The organism is Colwellia sp. Bg11-28, from assembly GCF_002836245.1.
In the GTDB taxonomy this organism is placed as follows: domain Bacteria; phylum Pseudomonadota; class Gammaproteobacteria; order Enterobacterales; family Alteromonadaceae; genus Colwellia; species Colwellia psychrerythraea_A.
Map to the genome: position 1 here is coordinate 467,899 of NZ_PJBA01000006.1, position 19,685 is coordinate 487,583.

Consider the following 19,685-nt stretch of genomic DNA (forward strand, 5'->3'; position numbering starts at 1 on the left):
ATTGATTTTTTTACTCTGTAAAGCGATTTTTAACCGATAAAATGCTAAAGTTATCTGAGTTTAGGGCGATACCCTATATATCCAATACAGGCAAAAGTGAATAGTCCTGTTACCGCTATCGATATTGTGCATAATTATGAAAAAAATAGTCACATCAATGAGTACTTATTTTCTTGTTATAGCTAGTTTAGTCACTAGTTTGCTAGCTAGTGATGTAAAAGCCGGCATACGCCAATATAGCGCAGATATCCATACCTCTAAATGGCAATTATCTGATGATTCACGCCTACAATGCACATTATCACACCAAATCCCTCGCTATGGCGAAGCTCGATTTTCAGCAAAAGCCAGCCGAAAGCTTAATATGGAATTTGAGTTAGATATGATGCTGTTACCGGATAACTACTCTTTAGCCGAAGTTCGCAGTGTTGCCCCTAATTGGCAGCCAGGTACTGGTTCTCGTACCTTAGCGAATATGAAGTTACATAAACAGTTTAACCCTAGTCTGCCGAAAAAAGTTGCTTGGACTATGTTAAGTGAATTAGAGCAGGGCATGAGTCCTACCTTTTATTATAATGACTGGTATAGCGAACAAGATAAAATATCTGTTGGTCTTTCAACCGCTCGCTTTAAAAAAGCTTATAGAGATTTTGTTGGTTGTGTTGGAAATTTATTGAATTATAGTTTTGATGATATTGCTTATACCGTACTTAACTATCAATCAAGTAGTGATAAATTCACTAAAGCATCACAAAGACGTATCGAGATGATCCGTCAATATTTGAGTTTAGATCCAGAGTTAGAGTTGGTGTTGATTGATGCTTATTCTGATAGTTATGGTGGTCGTTGGTCTAATTTAAAATTATCAGAACGCCGCGCCGCTAAAATCAGAGATTATTTTGTAGAAAATGGCATTGAAGTAAGCCGAATTGAAGCAAAAGGTTATGGTGAGAAGCGCCATATATCTTCCAATGACACCACGCTAGGGAGAGGAAAAAACCGTAGAGTGGTCATTCAAATGCAGAAACCATAACTTTACCCAAGTTACTATATTGAGGTGTTGTTAAAGTACTGTAAATAATACTTGCTACTATCTCAATAGAGCGCGTAAAAAATATAAAGTAAAATATTGAACAGGCCTGTAGATTCGCAGTAATCTACAGGCCTGTTTTTGTCTGAGCCCTGTTTGGGGACGACTTTTTAATTTTAAGGTATAAAATGTCATGAAACATTTTTCAAAACTTTGCTTTTTACTCAGCACTTTTACTGTGTCTATAGCGCCAGTTACATGGGCCCATGAAGGGGCCACTCATCAACACGCAAACGTGTCAAAGTTAACTGATGCGTATACTTACGCTAATTATGACCAAGTCAAAGCAACTCATGTGTATCTTGATCTTAATGTTGATTTTGATAAAAAATCGTTATCTGGTTTTGCAGAGTTATCACTTGATTGGTTTACTGATAATAAAGCGCCATTAATCTTAGATACACGTGATCTTGTTATTCACCGCGTGATGGCAAAAAATAGCCAAGGCCAGTGGGTAAAGGTGAACTATGATTTAGCTAAACGCGATGACGTGTTAGGTAGCAAGCTAACCATTAATACACCATTAAATGCTAAAAAAGTTCGTGTATATTATAACTCAACAGAAAAAGCGACAGGGTTACAATGGTTGTCAGCTGAACAAACTGCTGGTAAAGAAAAACCCTTTCTATTTAGTCAAAACCAAGCAATCCATGCCCGTTCTTGGATACCTATCCAAGATACACCAAGTGTTCGAGTGACTTATACTGCACGTATAACTACCGATAAAGATTTATTGGCGGTAATGAGCGCGAATAACGAACCGGGTACTGAGCGCGATGGCGACTATTTCTTTTCAATGCCTCAAGCCATCCCACCTTATTTAATTGCGATTGGAGTGGGTGACCTTGAGTTTAAAGCGATGAGCCATCAAACAGGCATTTATGCTGAATCTTATATTTTAGATGCTGCTGTTGCTGAATTTGATGATACCCAAGCCATGATTGATAAAGCTGAACAAATGTATGGCAAATATCGTTGGGGTCGTTACGACTTATTGATGTTACCTCCTAGTTTTCCTTTTGGTGGTATGGAAAATCCACGTCTTTCATTTATCACACCAACCGTTGTTGCGGGTGACAAAAGTTTAGTTAACCTAATTGCTCATGAGCTTGCTCACTCATGGTCAGGAAACTTAGTTACTAATGAAAGCTGGCGTGATTTATGGTTAAACGAAGGTTTTACCAGTTATGTTGAAAACCGTATTATGGAAGCCGTTTTTGGTACGGACCGCGCAGTAATGGAACAAGCATTGGGCGCACAAGATCTAAATGCAGAAATACTCGAACTTGATGCAAGTGATACTCAGCTATACATCGATTTAAAAGGTCGAGATCCTGATGATGCCTTCTCTGGTGTACCTTATGTTAAAGGGCAGTTATTTTTGATGTACTTAGAAGAAAAGTTTGGTCGTGAGCGTTTTGATGCATTCGTGTTAGAATATTTCGATAGCCATGCATTTCAAAGTTTAGGTACGGATAACTTTGTTAAATATTTAAAAGCTAACTTAACTGATAAATACCCTAATATTGTTAGTGATAATGAAATCAATGAGTGGATTTTCAAAGCAGGCTTGCCGAGTTATGCGCCGCAGCCTACTTCAAATGCCTTTAAAGTTATCGATAAGCAAATTAACCAATTAGTAACTGATGAGTTAACGTTAGAACAGTTACCTACCGCTCAGTGGACATTACACGAATGGTTGCACTTTATTAATAACTTACCTGTAGATTTAGATCACCAGCGTATGGTGAATTTGGATAAAGCTTTCGACTTAACCAATAGCAGTAATGCTGAGATTGCTCATGCTTGGTACCTATTATCAGTGCGTGCTGATTACAAAGAGGTTTATCCTGCAATGGCTAAGTACCTAAAAAGCATCGGTCGTCGTAAATTGATAGTGCCGTTATATAAAGAGCTTGCCAAAAATGCAGAAAGCAAAGCGTGGGCAGTTGAGGTGTATAAACAAGCTCGTCCAGGTTACCATGGTTTAGCCCAAGGTACCGTAGACGGTGTATTGAAATAAGATACTAATATCTCGAGACAGAAAAAGGGGCTCAATGTGAAAACATTGAGCCCCTTTTTACTATTATTAATTTTTATTTTCAATAATAACATCAACTTGACGTTTTTTGTTTTGCTGAGAAATAACTACGCGCATTATTTCTTTACCCTCTTGGTATTGTAGCGTTAATCTGTCGCGTTTAAGCTCTTGTGAGTAGGGCTCACCGAATGCTTGTTGATAAAAATCGATTACTTGCGCTTCGCTTGATTGGGTGAAATAGTTAATGACAGCAGGTAATTTATCAGTGAATTCAGCAAAAACTTGAGCATTATCCAAGATTGGAATATCAATAACACCATTATTGATTACCTTACTGACGACTTCTTCTTCTATTTCTTCAATGACCGGCTCTGCCACAATGACAGGGGCTTGAGTAGGCTGCTCTTCAATGTCTTGCGTCGACGAGCAAGCACTTAGACCAACTGCTATCATACTAAGTAATGTAAAATGCTTAACAGCTTGTTTTACTCTCATTTAAGTCACTTCCGTTCAAGTTTATGTTTTTATATAATTTTAAATATATACGATTTTTAGCACTAACGCGATAATAGCCTTACAAATATCATTAAAAATCGTTAGTTAGGCAGTACTTTATGGCTCATCTCTATCGTCGCGCTTTAGTATCGAGACTAAGCCTTTTAGACTTTGTCTTGATAATGATCAACCCATAATGCTGTCGCACCACAAATGGCAACAGGCATTACAACCAGATTAATGATGGGGATCATAGAAAATACAGCGACAGTAATACCAAAGCTATAACTAATGCCTTGGTTTTGTTTTAAAACTTCTTTCATCTTTGCAAATGGAACTTTGTGATTATCAAACGGGTAATCTTTGTATTGTATTGCCATCATCCAAGCTATAAATAAAAACCAAAGTACTTGCCCTACAACCGGTAATAGCCACATGATAATAAAAAAACCAATGGCACGGGGTACATAATAAGCGAGTTTTTGCCACTCTCTACTGAGCGTTCTTGGTATATCTTTTACAATATCAAGCATGCTGCCTTTTGGAGCTTCATTACCAGACAAAAGAGCTTCCATTTTTTCAGACAATAAGCCATTAAAGGGAGCCGCTAGCCAATTGGCCACTGTACTAAAAAGAAATGAAAAAATAACTAAAATGGTGATCACAGCTAAAGGCCATAATATAACACTCAACCAATCAAGCCAACTTGGTAACCAAGCCATTACATTTTCCATATAAGTATTCAATTCTGAGTAAACAAAATAAAAGGCAAAGCTGAATAATAGGGCATTGATTGCTAAAGGAATGAAAACAAAACGACGTATACCTTTTTGTCTTATTAGACTAAACCCTTTGAAAAAGTAGCTGGCGCCGCTGTGATCAATGGGCGGAAATTTAGTTTTTTTAGCTGAATGTGGCATGAGCGTAGAGTATTCCTAAGTGACTGATATTCATCGCGTGAGTATAAAAGCTTCTTTCATACTTTTACAACATTTACTTGTTACAAATATCTCTAATTTCTGATAAAGTTTTCTGTTAATATATCGCGATAAGAATCGCATGAAAAACAGTAATCAAGAAAGTAAATAGGCTCGAAAATGGAAGATAACTTCAGAAACGTCTTAATTATACTCAGTGCCATTGTCATTACCGCAATATTTATTCATGGCTTATGGACATTAAGAAAACAAAAAAATCCCTATAAACTAAAAACATCGAAGGACAAAGCCGATCCTATAACGCGAGATTTTGACCGAAAAGGTTTTGATCAAGATGGTGTTGGGCAAGTTAAAGTTAAACCAAGTGCAGAAAATGACAAAATAAACCTTGAAAATGAGGCCGTCACTGAGCATTTTATAACTGAAGGTATTCAACTGCCCGATGATCTATCTAAAAGCCAGATCATAATAAAAAATGATGTTTTAGGCGATCTCGCGGGGCAGACCTCGAAAGCTAAACAGGAAGAACTTGATAATAATTCGATTCAAGAATTAGATAGCAGTCTTGAAGATGACTGGTTCAAAGAAGACAATAGTGGCCAATTTTCTAAAGGTGAATTAGGTGACGAGTTAACTCCTGCTCCAGCTGTTGAAAAGGTCAAGAAGAAACCGACAAAGCCAAAAGCAGTTCATATTGAACCTTTATATGAACAGCCTGTTACGCAAGCCAAACCTGCTCGCACGCCAATTAATAAAGTTAGCAAAACACCATCAAAAGCTACACTTAAACGTGACCAAATTGAAATTGATTTTGATAACCAGATGAGTGAACAAGCTGCCGCACCTAAAAAAATCAAAACTCAATTAGAACCACAGGTCATTATTTTATCAGTAGTAATGCCGGCTAATCAGCAAATGCTTGGTGCAGCGCTCTTACCTAGCTTGCTTACACTTGGCTTAAAATATGGTGAAATGAATATTTTTCATCGTCACGAAGATAATGCAGGCAAAGGTAAAGTAACTTTTAGTTTGGCAAATATTATGAACCCAGGTTCATTTGATTTAGATAACATGGAAAATTTTGCAACACGCGGTGTTAGTTTATTTATGACATTACCAAATGCGGGTGACCCTTTTTCTGTGTTTGAACAAATGCTTAATGCAGCAAAACAATTAGCTCAAGAGTTTAATGCACAAGTTCTTGATGATAAACGCAATGTAATGACTAAACAAACCGAGCAACATTATCTCAGTAAAATACGAGAATTTGATCGAAAAAGTCGCATTGCGCTTGTGGAGTAAATAGTCACGATTATTGCAATACTTGAATGTTACAACGGGCTTTAAAGCCCGTTTTCTATTTTATACCCGTTACCAATCATCTCTTTGTGTCAGCTTCTATTAAAACTAATAGAAGTGACCTATATAAATTATTAAACTTTAGTGAATCATTTTTATGTCGAATGTCGAAAAGAAAATTAGCCAACTGCAACAGCAGCTTAATCAATATAATCATGAATATTATGTATTAGACCAACCTAGTGTGCCTGATGCAGAATATGACCGATTAATGACAGCATTAATCGATTTAGAAAAGACTAATCCTGAGCTTAAGACTATTGACTCACCTAGCCAAAAAGTTGGCGGTCAGGCATTAAAATCTTTCACTCAAGTAACTCATCAGCTGCCGATGCTTTCTCTTGATAATGTTTTTTCTTTAGATGATTTTCACGCATTTGTTAAACGCGTAAAAGATAGGTTAAATGACAATCAAGCGATAGTCTTTTGTGCCGAGCCTAAATTAGACGGTTTAGCAGTGAGTTTACGTTATGAGCACGGGCAGTTAATACAAGCGGCTACACGTGGCGATGGTAGTGTAGGGGAGAATATTACGACTAACATTCGTACAATAAAATCTATTCCGCTTAAGTTAATGGGCACACCAGGTAAAGATTTTCCTGATATCGTTGAAGTCCGCGGTGAAGTTTTTATGCCTAAGGCAAGTTTTGACGCATTAAATACATTGGCTAAAAAACGTGGCGAGAAAGGTTTTGCAAATCCACGTAATGCAGCGGCGGGAAGTTTACGACAACTTGATTCTAAAATCACCGCTAAACGTAATTTAGCTTTTTACGCTTATAGCCTTGGATTTGTAGGGAAACTGTCTGATGGAGGCGCTGAAAGTACCGATTTAACCAATGACTTTTTTGCTAACTCTCATCATGAAAGACTATGTCAGCTTAAAAGGTTGGGGTTGCCTATGTGTCCAGAAGTACGCTTACTTGAAAGTGAGCAAGCCTGTGATGCGTTTTATCAAGATATCTTAGCAAAGCGTAGTGCCTTGAGTTATGAAATTGATGGCACTGTATTAAAAGTTGATGAAATCTCTTTGCAGAAACGTTTAGGGTTTGTCGCACGTGCCCCACGTTGGGCTATTGCTTATAAATTCCCTGCGGAAGAAGAATTAACCTGTGTTGAAGATGTCGAGTTTCAAGTAGGGCGTACTGGCGCGATTACTCCCGTAGCACGTTTGAAACCGGTATTTGTTGGAGGCGTAACAGTGTCTAATGCCACATTACATAACCAAGATGAAATAACCCGATTAGGGCTGAAAGTGAATGATTTCGTGGTTATCCGCCGTGCCGGTGATGTGAATGTCATGTTCACAGGTATGAGCAAATATTTGTCAAATAGAGCAACAAGCTTAAACTCTAGTTTAACTCATTAATAAGGACTCTTCATGTTAAATGTAAAATTCAATAAAGAGCAATTACTAATTATTGAGAAACTAAATCTTATGTCTTGGGTAAAACGAATATGTTAAATGAAATACAAAAAGAAATATTTTCAAAGAAGCACGAAAAGCTACATCTATCTTTGTTAATAGAAGTGTTGGAAGGAATTGTTGAGTTCAAATCTTTGAATGAAGAGTTCCAATTAGAAATTCTTGAAATCACTAATGCATGCTACAGAGCAAAACACGAACTTATCAATGATCGTGTTTATGATGGATTTCAGGAAATATTTAAAGAGAGTAATGAATTAGGTGAATACCACCCATATTTGACTAATGTAGAATCAGAAGATGTACTTGAAGGCAAAACAGTTGAATTACCACAAAGAATGTTATCAACACAAAAAGCTTATACGTTTAAATCGATTAATAAGTGGTTAGATAATGTAATAAAAACTGGCAATATGGTTGATATTAGCGAACTAGATATCGAAATTAGAATTACTCCAAAACTAGATGGTTATGCTGGGTACGATGATGGAAGTACTTTATATACAAGAGGTAATGGAGTTAGAGGAAGAGATATATCATTTGCATTTGAAAGGGGATTACAGGTTGCAAAAAGTGCTCAAAGGGGCCTTGGTGCGGGTGAAATTGTTATTTCAAAGGATTACTTTGAATCCAATTTATCAAAGTACTTTGAAAACTCAAGAAACATTCAAGCATCGATAATAGCAGAAAAGAATATAGATAAAAGAGTCCAGAAAGCTATGAATGAGGGCGCTGCCGTATTTTATCCTTTCTCAAAGTTAGAAAACTGGGAAGGTAAAATATCAGATCTTCGTAGTGATTTTGATGCAATAACTCAAAATATATTAGCAAGTTGTGATTACGATGTAGATGGTGTTGTTTTAGAGTGTAAAAATCAAAAAATCAAAGAGAAAATGGGCGCTACAAGAAAGCACCACCGTTGGCAAATAGCACTTAAATCTAATGATGAAAAGGCTCAGGTAGAAGTCTTGGAAGTGATACCTCAGACTTCAAGGAATGGGAAGTTGACACCAGTTGTTCGAATCAATCCAACCAAATTATCAGGTGCAGAGATAAGTAGAGTTACAGCGCATCATTATGGAATGGTTAGAGATAAAAAAATTGGGAAAGGTGCTATTCTTGAAATAGTCAGATCAGGTTTAGTGATCCCTAAAATAGAGAAAGTAATTGAATCAGCTAATGCTGATATTCCAGATGTATGCCCATGTTGTAATGAAGATTTAAAATGGGTTGATGATAGTCTTTATTGTCTTAATACTTCAGCCTGTAAAGACCAAATAGAAAAGAGCATAATTCATTTCTTTGATACTTTGGGTAACAATGATGGTTTTGGAACCGCAACAATATCTAACTTAAATAAGCACGGTGTATCAACAATTTATGATGTTTATTTATTGGAAAATAATTCAATTAAACTTTCTGAATTAGGTTATAAAGAAAAAACAGTTAAGAACCTACAGGATGCTCTAACTAGAAGCCGTACAGTCGAAATAGAAGATTGGAGATTTTTAGCTGCTTTCGGATTGAATCGTTTGGGCCTTGGAGTTGCGGAAAATTTACTCGAACATCATTCGATTGAAAGTATTTTTGATTTAGACACTAAAGAATTAGTGAAGATAGATGGTTTTGCGAAGAAAACAGCAATCCAACTTGTAAAAGGTTTGTCATCAATTAAGGATGTTTTTCAAAAGATATATTCATTACACTTTAATTTAACTGTAACTCCAAAGAAATCAGATCAGCTAGATAGTAACTCGCCAATTGCAGGTAAAATTGTTGTCTTTACTGGGGCGATGACACAAGGCGCAAGAGGAGATATGGAAAAACAAGCTAAATTACTTGGGGCGAAGGTTGGAAAATCAGTTTCAGGTAAAACAGACTTTCTGATCACAGGTGAAAAAGTTGGTGAAAACAAGTTAAATGCAGCTAGGGATAAAGGTGTTAAGGTTCTTTCTGAAGAAGAGTATTTATCATTAATAAATGATTAATTAAACATAATGTTTGAGGCTCTCAATCGAAAACTGAGATTGGCCTCTAACATGAGCACTTTTGCCACAATATGTCTTAATTTTAGTTTGAATTTATCACCATAAATAGTCCGCTTTGCCACCATAGCGATAATAGGGATTTAAAATCAAGCTGTCAAAAAAATACAGCTTGTATTAGTTCCGATTCAATTTAAATTCTTTGACACCATCATGTTTTACATTAATTATTATTCTAATATCTTTGTAAGAGAGTTAATAAGCTCTGTCATTTGCTCTAAAATCTTATCGAATGCAGTTATTAGGTCGTTATCGTCAATCTCAAGGCGGTTAATAGTCTTTTCATACGTTTTACCTCGTCTATGTGCTACTCCCGAAGAACGAACCCCTTGAAGCCCTCCCAAGAACCTAGCAGCATCAAAATCTATCTCTTTTGTTTTAATAAATGCAGAAAACAACTTCATAGATTTCGTTTCATCACTTGGCATAACCACTTTTATACCTTTCACATTTATCGAGTCGATTGTGATTTTAACAAGTGATAAAACTTGTGAATCAAATTCAGATTGTTCATTTTTGGTTAAGCAATGTAATGTATTAAAACAATGTTTATCAGAGTCCGTTAAAGGTAAGAATAAATACCAACCGAATTTTTCAAACCATTCATTTTGAAATCTTTCAAACACGCTCTTAAAGATTAAGTCGGGGCTTTCAGGATTTGACCATTGCCCTAACATACTCCTTTCAAAGTATGTTTTGCTCATCTTTTTATCTTCTGCCCCAATATTGAAGCATTTCCAATATTTTTGTTCCGAATGGGGTAAGTCCTTTCCTAAATCACCTAAAAAGACACAAACATGATCTTTTGAATTATTATCAATTCTTAACTGCCAATATCCAATTTTATAAATCATGCTATCTGAAACTTCATATTCTGTAGATGCATTAAAGTATCTTTGTAGAACATCTTTACTAAAAAATACTTGAGTTAAATAGTATGGCGAATCGGGGTTACCACCAAAATAATCAGCTAGAATAGATGGATCACACGAATGAGATTTTGAATCGTGCTCATCTCCTTTAATGATAAATTCTTCATAGTCTTCTTCTAAACTAACAGGTGATGCATTTTGCTCTGTTAAACCTAGGCACTCTATTAATTTTTTACCTACCACTCTTGTAAAGTTCTTATAACCTTTTACATATGAGTCATTGGAATATTTATCGTATCTAATACTGTCTTTTTTAATTATTTCTTCGTTATCAAAATTTTCGTTAAAATGAAAAGTGCTTTCAAAAAACAAAAGTAAATTCATTTGTTTGGCTGCCATGAATGCTTTTAAGAATGAAGCTCTAATTACAATTTCTTTTTTTGAATATCGAATTACTTCAATCTCTTTTCCATTATCATCATCAATCACATATTTAGAGTTTTTAGTGTCATTGTACAATCTCAAGTACAATACTAATTCTTGAAGAAGTTCATTACACTTTTTATTTCTTCCTATAAAGTCTCGAACATAAACCAACGGTAAAAATTCAGATGTATGTTCTTCATAACTTACATCATCACCACACGTTATTATTGAAGGACAACCGCTACCGTATGATAAATCCCACCCGTAAGAGTCCATATAAACTTCCCTTCCGACTATTGGAGATAAACAAGAGTATTGCGAACCATCAACCGTTTTATCATCAGAATCGAGGTTTCTAAATAGAGGAATCCATGTTTCTTTACCTAGTTCATTCTCACAATAAGTAACAAAGCCTGATATTTTATTTTTTGACAAAAGAATCCTTCCTAAATTTATTCATAAGGTATTTTATATGCTTATGATAATACCATCTCAAGGTATGACTATGTTTAAAATCAATATTTAACAGTGTTGATTTTAAGAGGCAACATACTTCAATGAATTTAGTATTTGATGAACGATTGATGGTTGAACTTCGCTCTCTGGAAAAATAGTCCTTATCGCCTCGGAAATCCCGTTAACATTCTGAGAGGGACTATCACTGACAGCTACGAAAGCGGACATTAAAATCAACAGGTTTTTTAGGTGTATTTAGTGTTCATAAGACGTTGAGTTACCTTCATATTGATAATCAACAAAGCCACCAAAGCTGCCGTTGAGGTAATTACATTAAAATGACTTAAAGTATCAGGAATTGATATCACTTGCTGAAATCAATTACTCTGACCTCATTGATGCTCTGCTGCTTCTGAAAAATCATTTATTTTGGTAAATATTCATGATTTGTCCGTGATGTATTGATTTTATTAATTTTTTAATATTGCTTGTACTGCTCTAGAATGAGACTATTTAATTAAGATTAACCTATAAGGATATTCCCTTGAGTAAAAAAATATTTATTAGCTACTGCCATAAAGATGAAGCATTCAAAGAAGACTTGGTTGAGCATTTATCATCTTTAAAACGCAATGGTGATATCTCCATTTGGAATGATAGAGACATTAACGCTGGTGATAAATGGAAAGATGAAATAGATCAAAACTTGGAAGATGCGGATATGATTTTATTTCTCATTACACCAAGCTTTTTAGCCTCAGAGTATTGTTTTGAAGTTGAAGCAAAAAGAGCATTTGAAAAAGAAGAAGAAGGAACTGCCAGGTTAATACCAATTGCTGTTAGAGACTGCGTATGGACAAACACTCCATTTGGCGGTTTTCAAGGTCTCCCAAAAGACGGTAAAGCAGTAAAGTTATGGGATGATACTGATACTGCATGGAAATTTGTAGTGGAACAATTGGCAAAGGTGCTAGCTGATTTCAAACCAAAAAAAAAAGAACTTAATAAGCAGCTTGACCTAACGACCTTCATTTCTGCTAACGAAAAAACATTAAATTGGCTAGATGATACAGAACTCTCATATTCACATAGAAAAGTAGATAATGTACTTCTAAGCCATATTTATGTAACTCCAGACCTAATGGTTACATCTGATGTAAATGAAGATGAAATTAAATATGTGAATTCAGAAAAGCACTTAGAATCAAAAGGTTATTATTTTTTACTAGGAGAAGAGCAACAAGGGAAAACAACGCTACTTAAAAATAAATATAAAAATTCATTAAAAAATAGTGTATTGCCTGTTTATATTGATATTTTTAAAGCAAATGTAAATAAATCAGATTTGTCTAAATATTTAAAAAAAGCTATTGAAGAACAATATGATAATTTAAGTTTTGAACAGTACATTGAATATCCAGAAAAAATATTGCTATTGGATAATTTGGATAAGATTAAACTAAATAATAAAGCCCTTGATCATTTCTTCGTAAATATAGAGTCGATGTTTAATTGCGTAGTGATAACAGCTCATGACTCATATGCTTTTATGTCTTCTGAATCAAACCACCTTTCTGAGTACCACTCTATAGAGATTCAAAATTTAGGGCATGTTAAAAGAGAGGAAATGGCGAAAAAATGGTTATCTCTTGGTGTTGAAGAAACAATAAACGAACATGATTTATATAAAAGATGTGAAGAAGTTACCGTTTACCTGAACTCCATAATTAGAAAAAACATAATGCCAGCTAAGCCAGTCAATATTTTAATGCTTATGCAAATATTGGAGACGAATGAAGGTCATAATTTAGAAATGACTTCTCATGGGCATTGCTATCAGAAGTTAATTTATCAACATTTAGAAAAAGCAAATGTAAAAGATGATAGTGAAACATCTAAATGTTTAAACTTTTTAACAGAACTTGCATGGAGCATATTTAATAATAAAGGGCCATTGAATCAACATAAACTTGAAGAATTTGGCAAGTCATATAATAAAATATTTTTACCCGTTGATCCGAGTCATTTAGTTTCAATACTAACTTCAGCTCAAATACTAAAAGAAAGGGATGGTCTTTTTTCTTTTTCTTATCCTTATATATATTATTTTTTCTCCGCAAGGAAAATTGCAGAAGGGTATTCAAATGATGAGGCAATTCGAAACGTTTTTAGCGAGATATTAAATGGATTGCATCGTGAAGATTTTGCAAACATTGTCGTTTTTATTACTCATCACTCAAAAGAACCTTGGGTAACTGAAAATGTATCTTCAGTTTTAAGTACTTTATTTTCTACACAAACAGAAGCTATGCTCACTAAAGAAGAGCTATCTTTTATGGACGATTTTATTGGCCAAATTCCCGATATAGTTATGGAAACAAAAGAAGTAGAAAAAGTAAGAGCATTAAGAAATCAGAGAAAAGATGAAATTGACAGATTTGAAATAGCTAATTCAAGTGAAATCTCCAGTGTTGAAGATGATCATGTTCCAAAAGACATTCTTGCTAGTATTAATAAGACTTTTAAAGGGATGGATGTTGCAGGCCAAATTATTAAAAATCGACATGCATCTCTTACTAGAGATACTCTCTATGATTTGGCTCAAAATGGTACAGCAACAGGACTTAGGTTCTTAGATTATTTTATTTCCATTTCTGATGCTACTAAAGTGGAAATTGTTAATGTTGTTAAAAACCTTATTGAAGAGTCACCTACTATATCTGATGCCGAAATTAACGACCATGCAAAGAAGATGTATTATCATCTGATCTATGGTGTTGTTAGCTCCGTAATTAAGAAAATTGCATCCTCTGTTGGCTCTAAGGAAGCATTTGAAATATATAAAGCATTAGAAGAAGATTCTAATTCTCCAGCACTGACTTTAATACGTCAATCTATTGATCTACAATTCAATAGAAAGTTAGATACAGATGAGATATCCAAAACGGCCTTTAAATTAAAAAATAACAGTGTTTGCACTAGAATATTAAAAGAAATTGTTGTTCAGCATACCTATATGTTTCCTGTTGAATATCAAACTAAGCAAAAGTTAGAGAATTTATTAGGAATATCAACCAAAAGACAAAGGCAATTAGATCTTAAGACTGTAGGTAAAGGATAATTTATTTGATAGCACTAACTAAAATTAGCAATTTAGATTAGATATTCATGTTATTACTACAAAAAAGCTCAATTTATATATTGGGCTTTTTTATTTAGAATCTTAAAATATCTAGGTCCACGTTAGGTAAACGGCTTGACATGAGATAAGTCTGTTTATTACTAAACACGACTCAAAGTTAACATAAAAAATTAAAGGTCAACGGCAGCAATGAGCTTTTAACTGACTTTAAATAATTATTCTATTGCTGTTTTTCCAGCATAATTAGTTACCGGAAAATAAATATATTTTTCGTTCTTATTTATAAGGAATTCACGTTGGGTTTTTATTCGTTCAAAGTAGTTTTTTATTTATTGTTCGGATGTGTATAATTATGATTTAAATAATTTAATCTCTATTTTTCAGTGTCTTATACTCTTCGTTTTGACGCTGTTAGCTCTGTAATTAATCTTGTTGTATTTTCTCATTATTCAGTTGCTTACGTGTTTGTTTTTGTGAGTTTAAAGTGGTTTTATTAATTTTAACGTTAAACCGAGCTTGTAATGCGATTCTATGTGAATATTGTTACATTCAAATTGAATTTATCGATATTAGGTAAGATTTGTTGATTGAATAAATATTCAATGCAGGAATATTTATTCAACTTTTATTGACGGTAACTTACACAAAATATCAATATAGAGTAAGTATCCTTGTGCATAGATTGATAAGGATTTAACTATAGCAACTGTTAATTGTTCACTAAACTAATTAGACTCCAGCCTCATTTGCCCAATGCTCTTCAGTGATGATTATTAATGGCATACCGCTATCTCTGTATTCAATTGCTTTTTCAATTTTACGTCCGAATGTTTCATGTGCCCAGCTATCAGTTACATAAGTACCAAGTACAAGATAATTAAGTGTTTTAGTAACACTGTTTGCATTAACACCACCAAGCTCGTCTATTGCTGCCTGGCAATCTTTTCGGGTGCCAAATGCACATGTGCCAGTAAACAAAAAGGATGCACCATCAAAGTCTATTTTAGGTAAAGGAGCATCTATTGGTAATGAGGTGGTTTTAGCTAATTCTCCAATTTCAGAACTTTCACCTGAAATAGCTTGTAAGATATTTTTTAACTCTTCTGATTCATCTGAATCTAATACACCATCTTCAAGCATAATTGCCACTTTTTGAAGTAGGTTATCTATTATTGGATTTTCTGAATTTTGCTGGTTTTGGATTAACCATGTTAAAAGAAATTCAGCTTCGCTTTGGTTTACATTACCATCAGCAACTAAGCCCTTGCTTAATCCAATAAGAGTATCTATTTGTCTATCTTGAATGTTTTTTCTATTAAATCGTGTGAAAATTTCCATATTCTCTCCAGAGTTTTGTTGGCCTAATCGTAGAATGTGTAGATGTCTTAGCAATGCTTAATTATTTGATAGTTATTTAAATTATCCTTTACTAAGTTTATCTCATTGTCTTTGGGCTAGTATTTTTAATCCTTCAACGGGATCTAAGTTTAAAGCCTCACAATATTGTACGTATTCGTGAATGCTTAGCTTTCTTTGGGCTGTTTCAATTTTGCTAATAAATTGAAAAGGCTCATCTATTATCAAGGCGAGTTCTCGCACAGAGAGGCTTTTATTAAGTCTCCCTTTCTTCAGCCAATCTAGTAGCTTTTGGTGTTTTTCAGTGTTTATTGATTTTATCATTGTCCCCATAATAGTGACATGTTATCGTGTCCCCAAATTAGGGACTAAGTGTATTGGTTAATATAAACGAAATTATATATTTTTAATTAAAATAAATACGGTTTAGAGGTAATGATTATGGAAAGAACATATTTATATGATGGTGTTTTGATATCAGTACTAGATAGTGTAAGTCGTGAAAAGCAATCTGATATAAAATTTCTTACAGGCAAAGTGATTCATGACAATACGAATCGATTTCAAGTTGGAAAATCCCTAATAACTTTAGAGCTTGAATTGTGCGGAGGGAATGTTTTTTTAACTAAAGAAGGAGATCTATTTGAAACATCTAATTCACCTATTGTTACTGAAGTATCATGTGCTGAATTTCTGCTTATGAGGATCAACTCTCTCAAGTTAAACCAAATTTTAGCTATGCGTGAAAATAGAAATAAATCTAAGTTAATTTCGGCTTTTGATTATTAGATGAAAGTGGAAAAGTATTAATTATCAGTCTGATGTATCATCATCACTATTTTATATATTACATTTTAAATAAGTAGTTTTAAATCAACAAATGTAAATATAAATATTTCTAAGTAACTGAAAATATGAGATGTTAGTAACATATAAATGCTTTCTTCAATAAATACCTAGGTGCTTTTATTTGAAGTTTTCTAAAATGGATTTTAAGTGAAAATAACTTATCAAGAAAAAGTACAAGCAAGTGACTTACCTGTAGATGCAGTCGCGGATACATATCTATTTTCGATTCAAATAATAGATGTGAATAGACGAGCGCATGATTTATTGAATGAAATATCTAACACCTCTTGGATTCAAAAACTCAGCCCTGTGGCTCAAGCATCCTATACAATAGTTACACACAAGACTATTGCTAAACTAGTTCATATATTTACCTCTGTTAATAATAAAGTTACCAAAGATTTTGGTGAGTTTATGATATCAATGAGTTCTGGGGAGTGCTTAAATCAAGTCTACAATCATAGTGTTCTTCCTTTATCAGAGCTTTGGAAAGAAAAAACATCCAATAATCATGGTTTCGATTTTCACACCTTAAGTCCAAATGATAAGTTCTCTTTTGGTGAGGCTAAATATACTAGTTCAGGTAATTCCTATACTACATCCGCAGAACAGGTTGTTAGATTTTTAAAGGAAGGAAAAGACGGTGTTGATGCGGTCCATTTAATTAATTTTGGAAGTAGTACCGCTATTGATAATTTAATAAAAAGAAAGCGAGGGTGCATTGTAGCGTTTTCTATTAATAGCGATAACTATAAGCAAATTTTAAAAAACACATTAAATAATGAGAATGTGCAGAAGCTAAGTAAGAGCTGTGATGAGCTATACATCATAGGGGTGAAAGCATGAAGCCTAATGACTTAATCAACCTTGAATCCCCTGATGCTATTTTTACAACTTTATTTGCAAAACTTCATGAAATGGGACCTATTGATCAACAAGATCTTGAAACATTATCTTATTTAAAACGTTTTCATCCAGATAACTTTGAAAAGGAAGAAAAACAACTAATGTACCTGTTAGGTTTGTTTTATAAAACAGACGAGCCGGAAGATTTATTAAGTTTTTCATACTCTATTTTCTCTCAAGCAATTCAAAGTGAAACGGGGCAAAGCTTTACACCTGTGCAAGCTAGTATCAGAAAAAAAATAATTGCTAATAAATATTTTTCATTTTCTGCTCCTACAAGTGCAGGGAAGTCATTTCTTTTTAGAGAGTTAATCAAACAGGAAAGTGGCGACATTATTATTGTTGTACCATCTAGAGCTTTAATAGCTGAGTATATTTTAGCAGTAAGAGAAATTGTCAAAGATCAAAAAGATATTTTGATTCTTCAATTTGTTGATGACGTAAATATAAATAAAACATCACGAAGAATCTTTATTGTAACGCCAGAAAGAGCTTCGGAAATTTTCAAGTCACCTGATAGCTATAAACCGTCATTGTTCTTATTTGATGAAGCTCAGATTTCTGAAGAGAAAATTAGAGGGATAACGTTTGACGCTTTTGTTAGAAGGAGTGCCAAGATATTCCCAGGAGCCAAAAAGGTTTTCGCTCATCCATTTATTGAAAATCCTGAAGCACAGCTAATAAAACATGATTTTGAAAAAGATTCAGCCTTTGAGCGGTATCAGCAGAATTCTGTTGGAAAAATATATTTAAATTTTAATAAAAAAACTAACAAGTTTGAATGTTTTTCACCTTTTATTAAAGATGCACATCTAAAAAATAATAAGTGCGATTTTCCATATGATGTTGTTCAAGAAAAATTGGTCAGTGGTGGTAGTGTCCTTATTTACATCACAAAGACATCTATTTACGACAAGAGCTTTGAAGATACTTTTGAGCACTATATTGCACTTTGTTCTGCTATTGTAAACACTGATGCAAATGAGATTATTGATGAGATAGAAGAACTTATTGGCGCAAAAGGAAAGGACTCTGAGCTTGTAGAGTTAATGCGTAAAGGGGTAGTTATTCATCATGGTTCAATACCATTGGCAGTGCGCTTTTTAATTGAAAAATTTACTAATCTTGGTTTTTCTAAAATCTGCTTTGCGACTTCTACTTTAGCGCAAGGGGTAAATATGCCTTTTGATATAGTTTGGGTAGAAAACGTCCGTTTTTCTGGTACTAAAGAGGATCGGGTTCTTGGACTTAAAAACTTAATTGGGAGAGCTGGTCGAAGTACAAATACAAAAAATAATTTTGATTATGGTTATATAATCGTAAGAAATGTTAAGAGTTTTGTAGAAAAGCTAATTGAAAGTTCTTCCTTAAGCACCTCATCTCAGTTAGACGAAGGTTCACATGATTTACCTGATGATTTAAGTGAATTTATTCATGCGGTCAGAGAAGGTGAACTTAATGATGAATATAATTTACCTAATAAAAAAACTGATAGGTTAAGATCCTCCGAGTCCTATTTACTGATTGTTAGAGCACTTGATTTTTTATTTAGGGATGGAAAGTTAATTGATGGTAGCGCATATCAAGATATGACAAAGACGGAAAGGCTGAAGCTTAAAACAGCTTTTGCTGGGATCTATGAACTATCTTTAGGGAGAGAACTGAAATTAGGTGAAAAAACAGTTCTATCAGCATCAATCACAATATTATTATGGCAGATCCAAGGAAAGACGTTCAAAGAGCTTTTAGGTTTGAGGTATAGCTACTTAACAAAGCAAGATGAGCAAAGGAAAATTAGAAAACAGCATAAAGCAGGGATAATACCACTAGATGAATGCAACAAATTAATTGGGCAATTAGCAATAACATATTCAGCAATACCACATTCTCTTCCTGATTCGAAATTAACAAGTCCACTTCCTTCGAGATTTAGAAGGAAGACTATAAGTGACTTTAACTATGATTTAATTGTATATGATACATATGACTTTTTAGATAAGGTTATATCATTTTCTTTAGCTGACGTATTTATCGCAGCCTTTGATCAGTACCATGAAGTTTCACAAGATGTGAGAGCTTCTGAAATGGTAAATTATTTTAAATATGGAACTAATGACGAAAAAGAAATATGGCTTTTAAGATATGGTTTTTCAATTGAAGAAGCTGAAAAGATCAAGGAACTTGTATTATCTATTGATGAAAATGAAATAATATTTGATGAAAATATTAATGTGAGAAATAATTTTCACATCAAAAAAATTGTTGAGCGTTATTTATAGTATTC

General features: G+C 33.9%; 13 protein-coding genes and 1 pseudogene. 9 read left to right on the forward strand and 5 right to left on the reverse strand.

Annotation, left to right across the window (positions count from 1 at the left end):
- Positions 1 to 136: 136 nt before the first annotated feature.
- Positions 137 to 1,033, forward strand: coding sequence for a flagellar protein MotY (locus tag CXF79_RS09010; protein WP_101154695.1), 897 nt, complete (start codon positions 137 to 139; stop codon positions 1,031 to 1,033).
- A gap of 190 nt (positions 1,034 to 1,223) precedes the next feature.
- Positions 1,224 to 3,113 carry a M1 family metallopeptidase gene (locus tag CXF79_RS09015; protein ID WP_198560051.1) on the forward strand — a complete coding sequence of 630 codons (1,890 nt, stop codon included), beginning with the start codon at positions 1,224 to 1,226 and terminating at the stop codon, positions 3,111 to 3,113.
- A 66-nt stretch (positions 3,114 to 3,179) separates the two neighbouring features.
- Here the strand turns inward: CXF79_RS09015 and CXF79_RS09020 are convergent, their stop codons facing one another.
- Positions 3,180 to 3,626, reverse strand: a complete 447-nt coding sequence (locus CXF79_RS09020; RefSeq protein WP_232769127.1) for a hypothetical protein — start codon at positions 3,624 to 3,626, stop codon at positions 3,180 to 3,182.
- 164 nt (positions 3,627 to 3,790) lie between these two features.
- Complete coding sequence (gene cysZ, locus CXF79_RS09025) at positions 3,791 to 4,546, reverse strand: sulfate transporter CysZ (RefSeq protein ID WP_101154696.1); 756 nt, start codon at positions 4,544 to 4,546, stop codon at positions 3,791 to 3,793.
- Between the two features lie 177 nt (positions 4,547 to 4,723).
- Here cysZ and zipA point away from each other — a divergent pair, with 177 nt between their 5' ends.
- The 3 genes and pseudogenes from zipA (at position 4,724) to CXF79_RS09040 (ending at position 9,337) form a co-directional block, all read left to right on the forward strand.
- Complete coding sequence (gene zipA / locus CXF79_RS09030; RefSeq protein WP_011044227.1) at positions 4,724 to 5,866, forward strand: cell division protein ZipA; 1,143 nt, start codon at positions 4,724 to 4,726, stop codon at positions 5,864 to 5,866.
- Positions 5,867 to 6,020: 154 nt separating this feature from the next.
- Positions 6,021 to 7,217 (forward strand): annotated as a pseudogene (ligA, locus tag CXF79_RS09035) (NAD-dependent DNA ligase LigA); the annotation flags it as partial.
- Positions 7,218 to 7,381: 164 nt separating this feature from the next.
- The gene (locus CXF79_RS09040; protein ID WP_101154697.1) at positions 7,382 to 9,337 is read left to right on the forward strand and encodes a BRCT domain-containing protein; all 1,956 of its coding nucleotides are present in this window, start codon (positions 7,382 to 7,384) and stop codon (positions 9,335 to 9,337) included.
- 227 nt (positions 9,338 to 9,564) lie between these two features.
- Here CXF79_RS09040 and CXF79_RS09045 read toward each other — a convergent pair whose 3' ends face one another.
- Positions 9,565 to 11,127 carry a hypothetical protein gene (locus tag CXF79_RS09045; RefSeq protein ID WP_101154698.1) on the reverse strand — a complete coding sequence of 521 codons (1,563 nt, stop codon included), beginning with the start codon at positions 11,125 to 11,127 and terminating at the stop codon, positions 9,565 to 9,567.
- A 565-nt stretch (positions 11,128 to 11,692) separates the two neighbouring features.
- Here CXF79_RS09045 and CXF79_RS09050 point away from each other — a divergent pair.
- Complete coding sequence (locus tag CXF79_RS09050) at positions 11,693 to 14,269, forward strand: toll/interleukin-1 receptor domain-containing protein (protein ID WP_198560052.1); 2,577 nt, start codon at positions 11,693 to 11,695, stop codon at positions 14,267 to 14,269.
- Between the two features lie 750 nt (positions 14,270 to 15,019).
- Here CXF79_RS09050 and CXF79_RS09055 read toward each other — a convergent pair.
- Complete coding sequence (locus CXF79_RS09055; RefSeq protein ID WP_101154700.1) at positions 15,020 to 15,628, reverse strand: BRCT domain-containing protein; 609 nt, start codon at positions 15,626 to 15,628, stop codon at positions 15,020 to 15,022.
- 102 nt (positions 15,629 to 15,730) lie between these two features.
- Positions 15,731 to 15,979 (reverse strand): helix-turn-helix domain-containing protein, encoded by a 249-nt coding sequence (locus tag CXF79_RS09060; protein ID WP_332871597.1) that lies wholly within the window; start codon positions 15,977 to 15,979, stop codon positions 15,731 to 15,733.
- A gap of 108 nt (positions 15,980 to 16,087) precedes the next feature.
- Between CXF79_RS09060 and CXF79_RS09065 the strand changes: the two genes are divergently transcribed.
- The 3 genes from CXF79_RS09065 to CXF79_RS09075 all read left to right on the forward strand — a co-directional run bounded on the left by CXF79_RS09065 (position 16,088) and on the right by CXF79_RS09075 (position 19,680).
- The gene (locus tag CXF79_RS09065; RefSeq protein WP_101154702.1) at positions 16,088 to 16,435 is read left to right on the forward strand and encodes a hypothetical protein; all 348 of its coding nucleotides are present in this window, start codon (positions 16,088 to 16,090) and stop codon (positions 16,433 to 16,435) included.
- Between the two features lie 207 nt (positions 16,436 to 16,642).
- Positions 16,643 to 17,341 carry a hypothetical protein gene (locus CXF79_RS09070; protein ID WP_101154703.1) on the forward strand — a complete coding sequence of 233 codons (699 nt, stop codon included), beginning with the start codon at positions 16,643 to 16,645 and terminating at the stop codon, positions 17,339 to 17,341.
- Positions 17,338 to 19,680: a DEAD/DEAH box helicase gene (locus CXF79_RS09075; protein ID WP_101154704.1), complete on the forward strand. Its 2,343-nt coding sequence runs from the start codon at positions 17,338 to 17,340 to the stop codon at positions 19,678 to 19,680. The genes CXF79_RS09070 and CXF79_RS09075 overlap by 4 nt, the downstream gene beginning before the upstream one ends.
- The last annotated feature ends 5 nt before the right edge of the window (positions 19,681 to 19,685 follow it).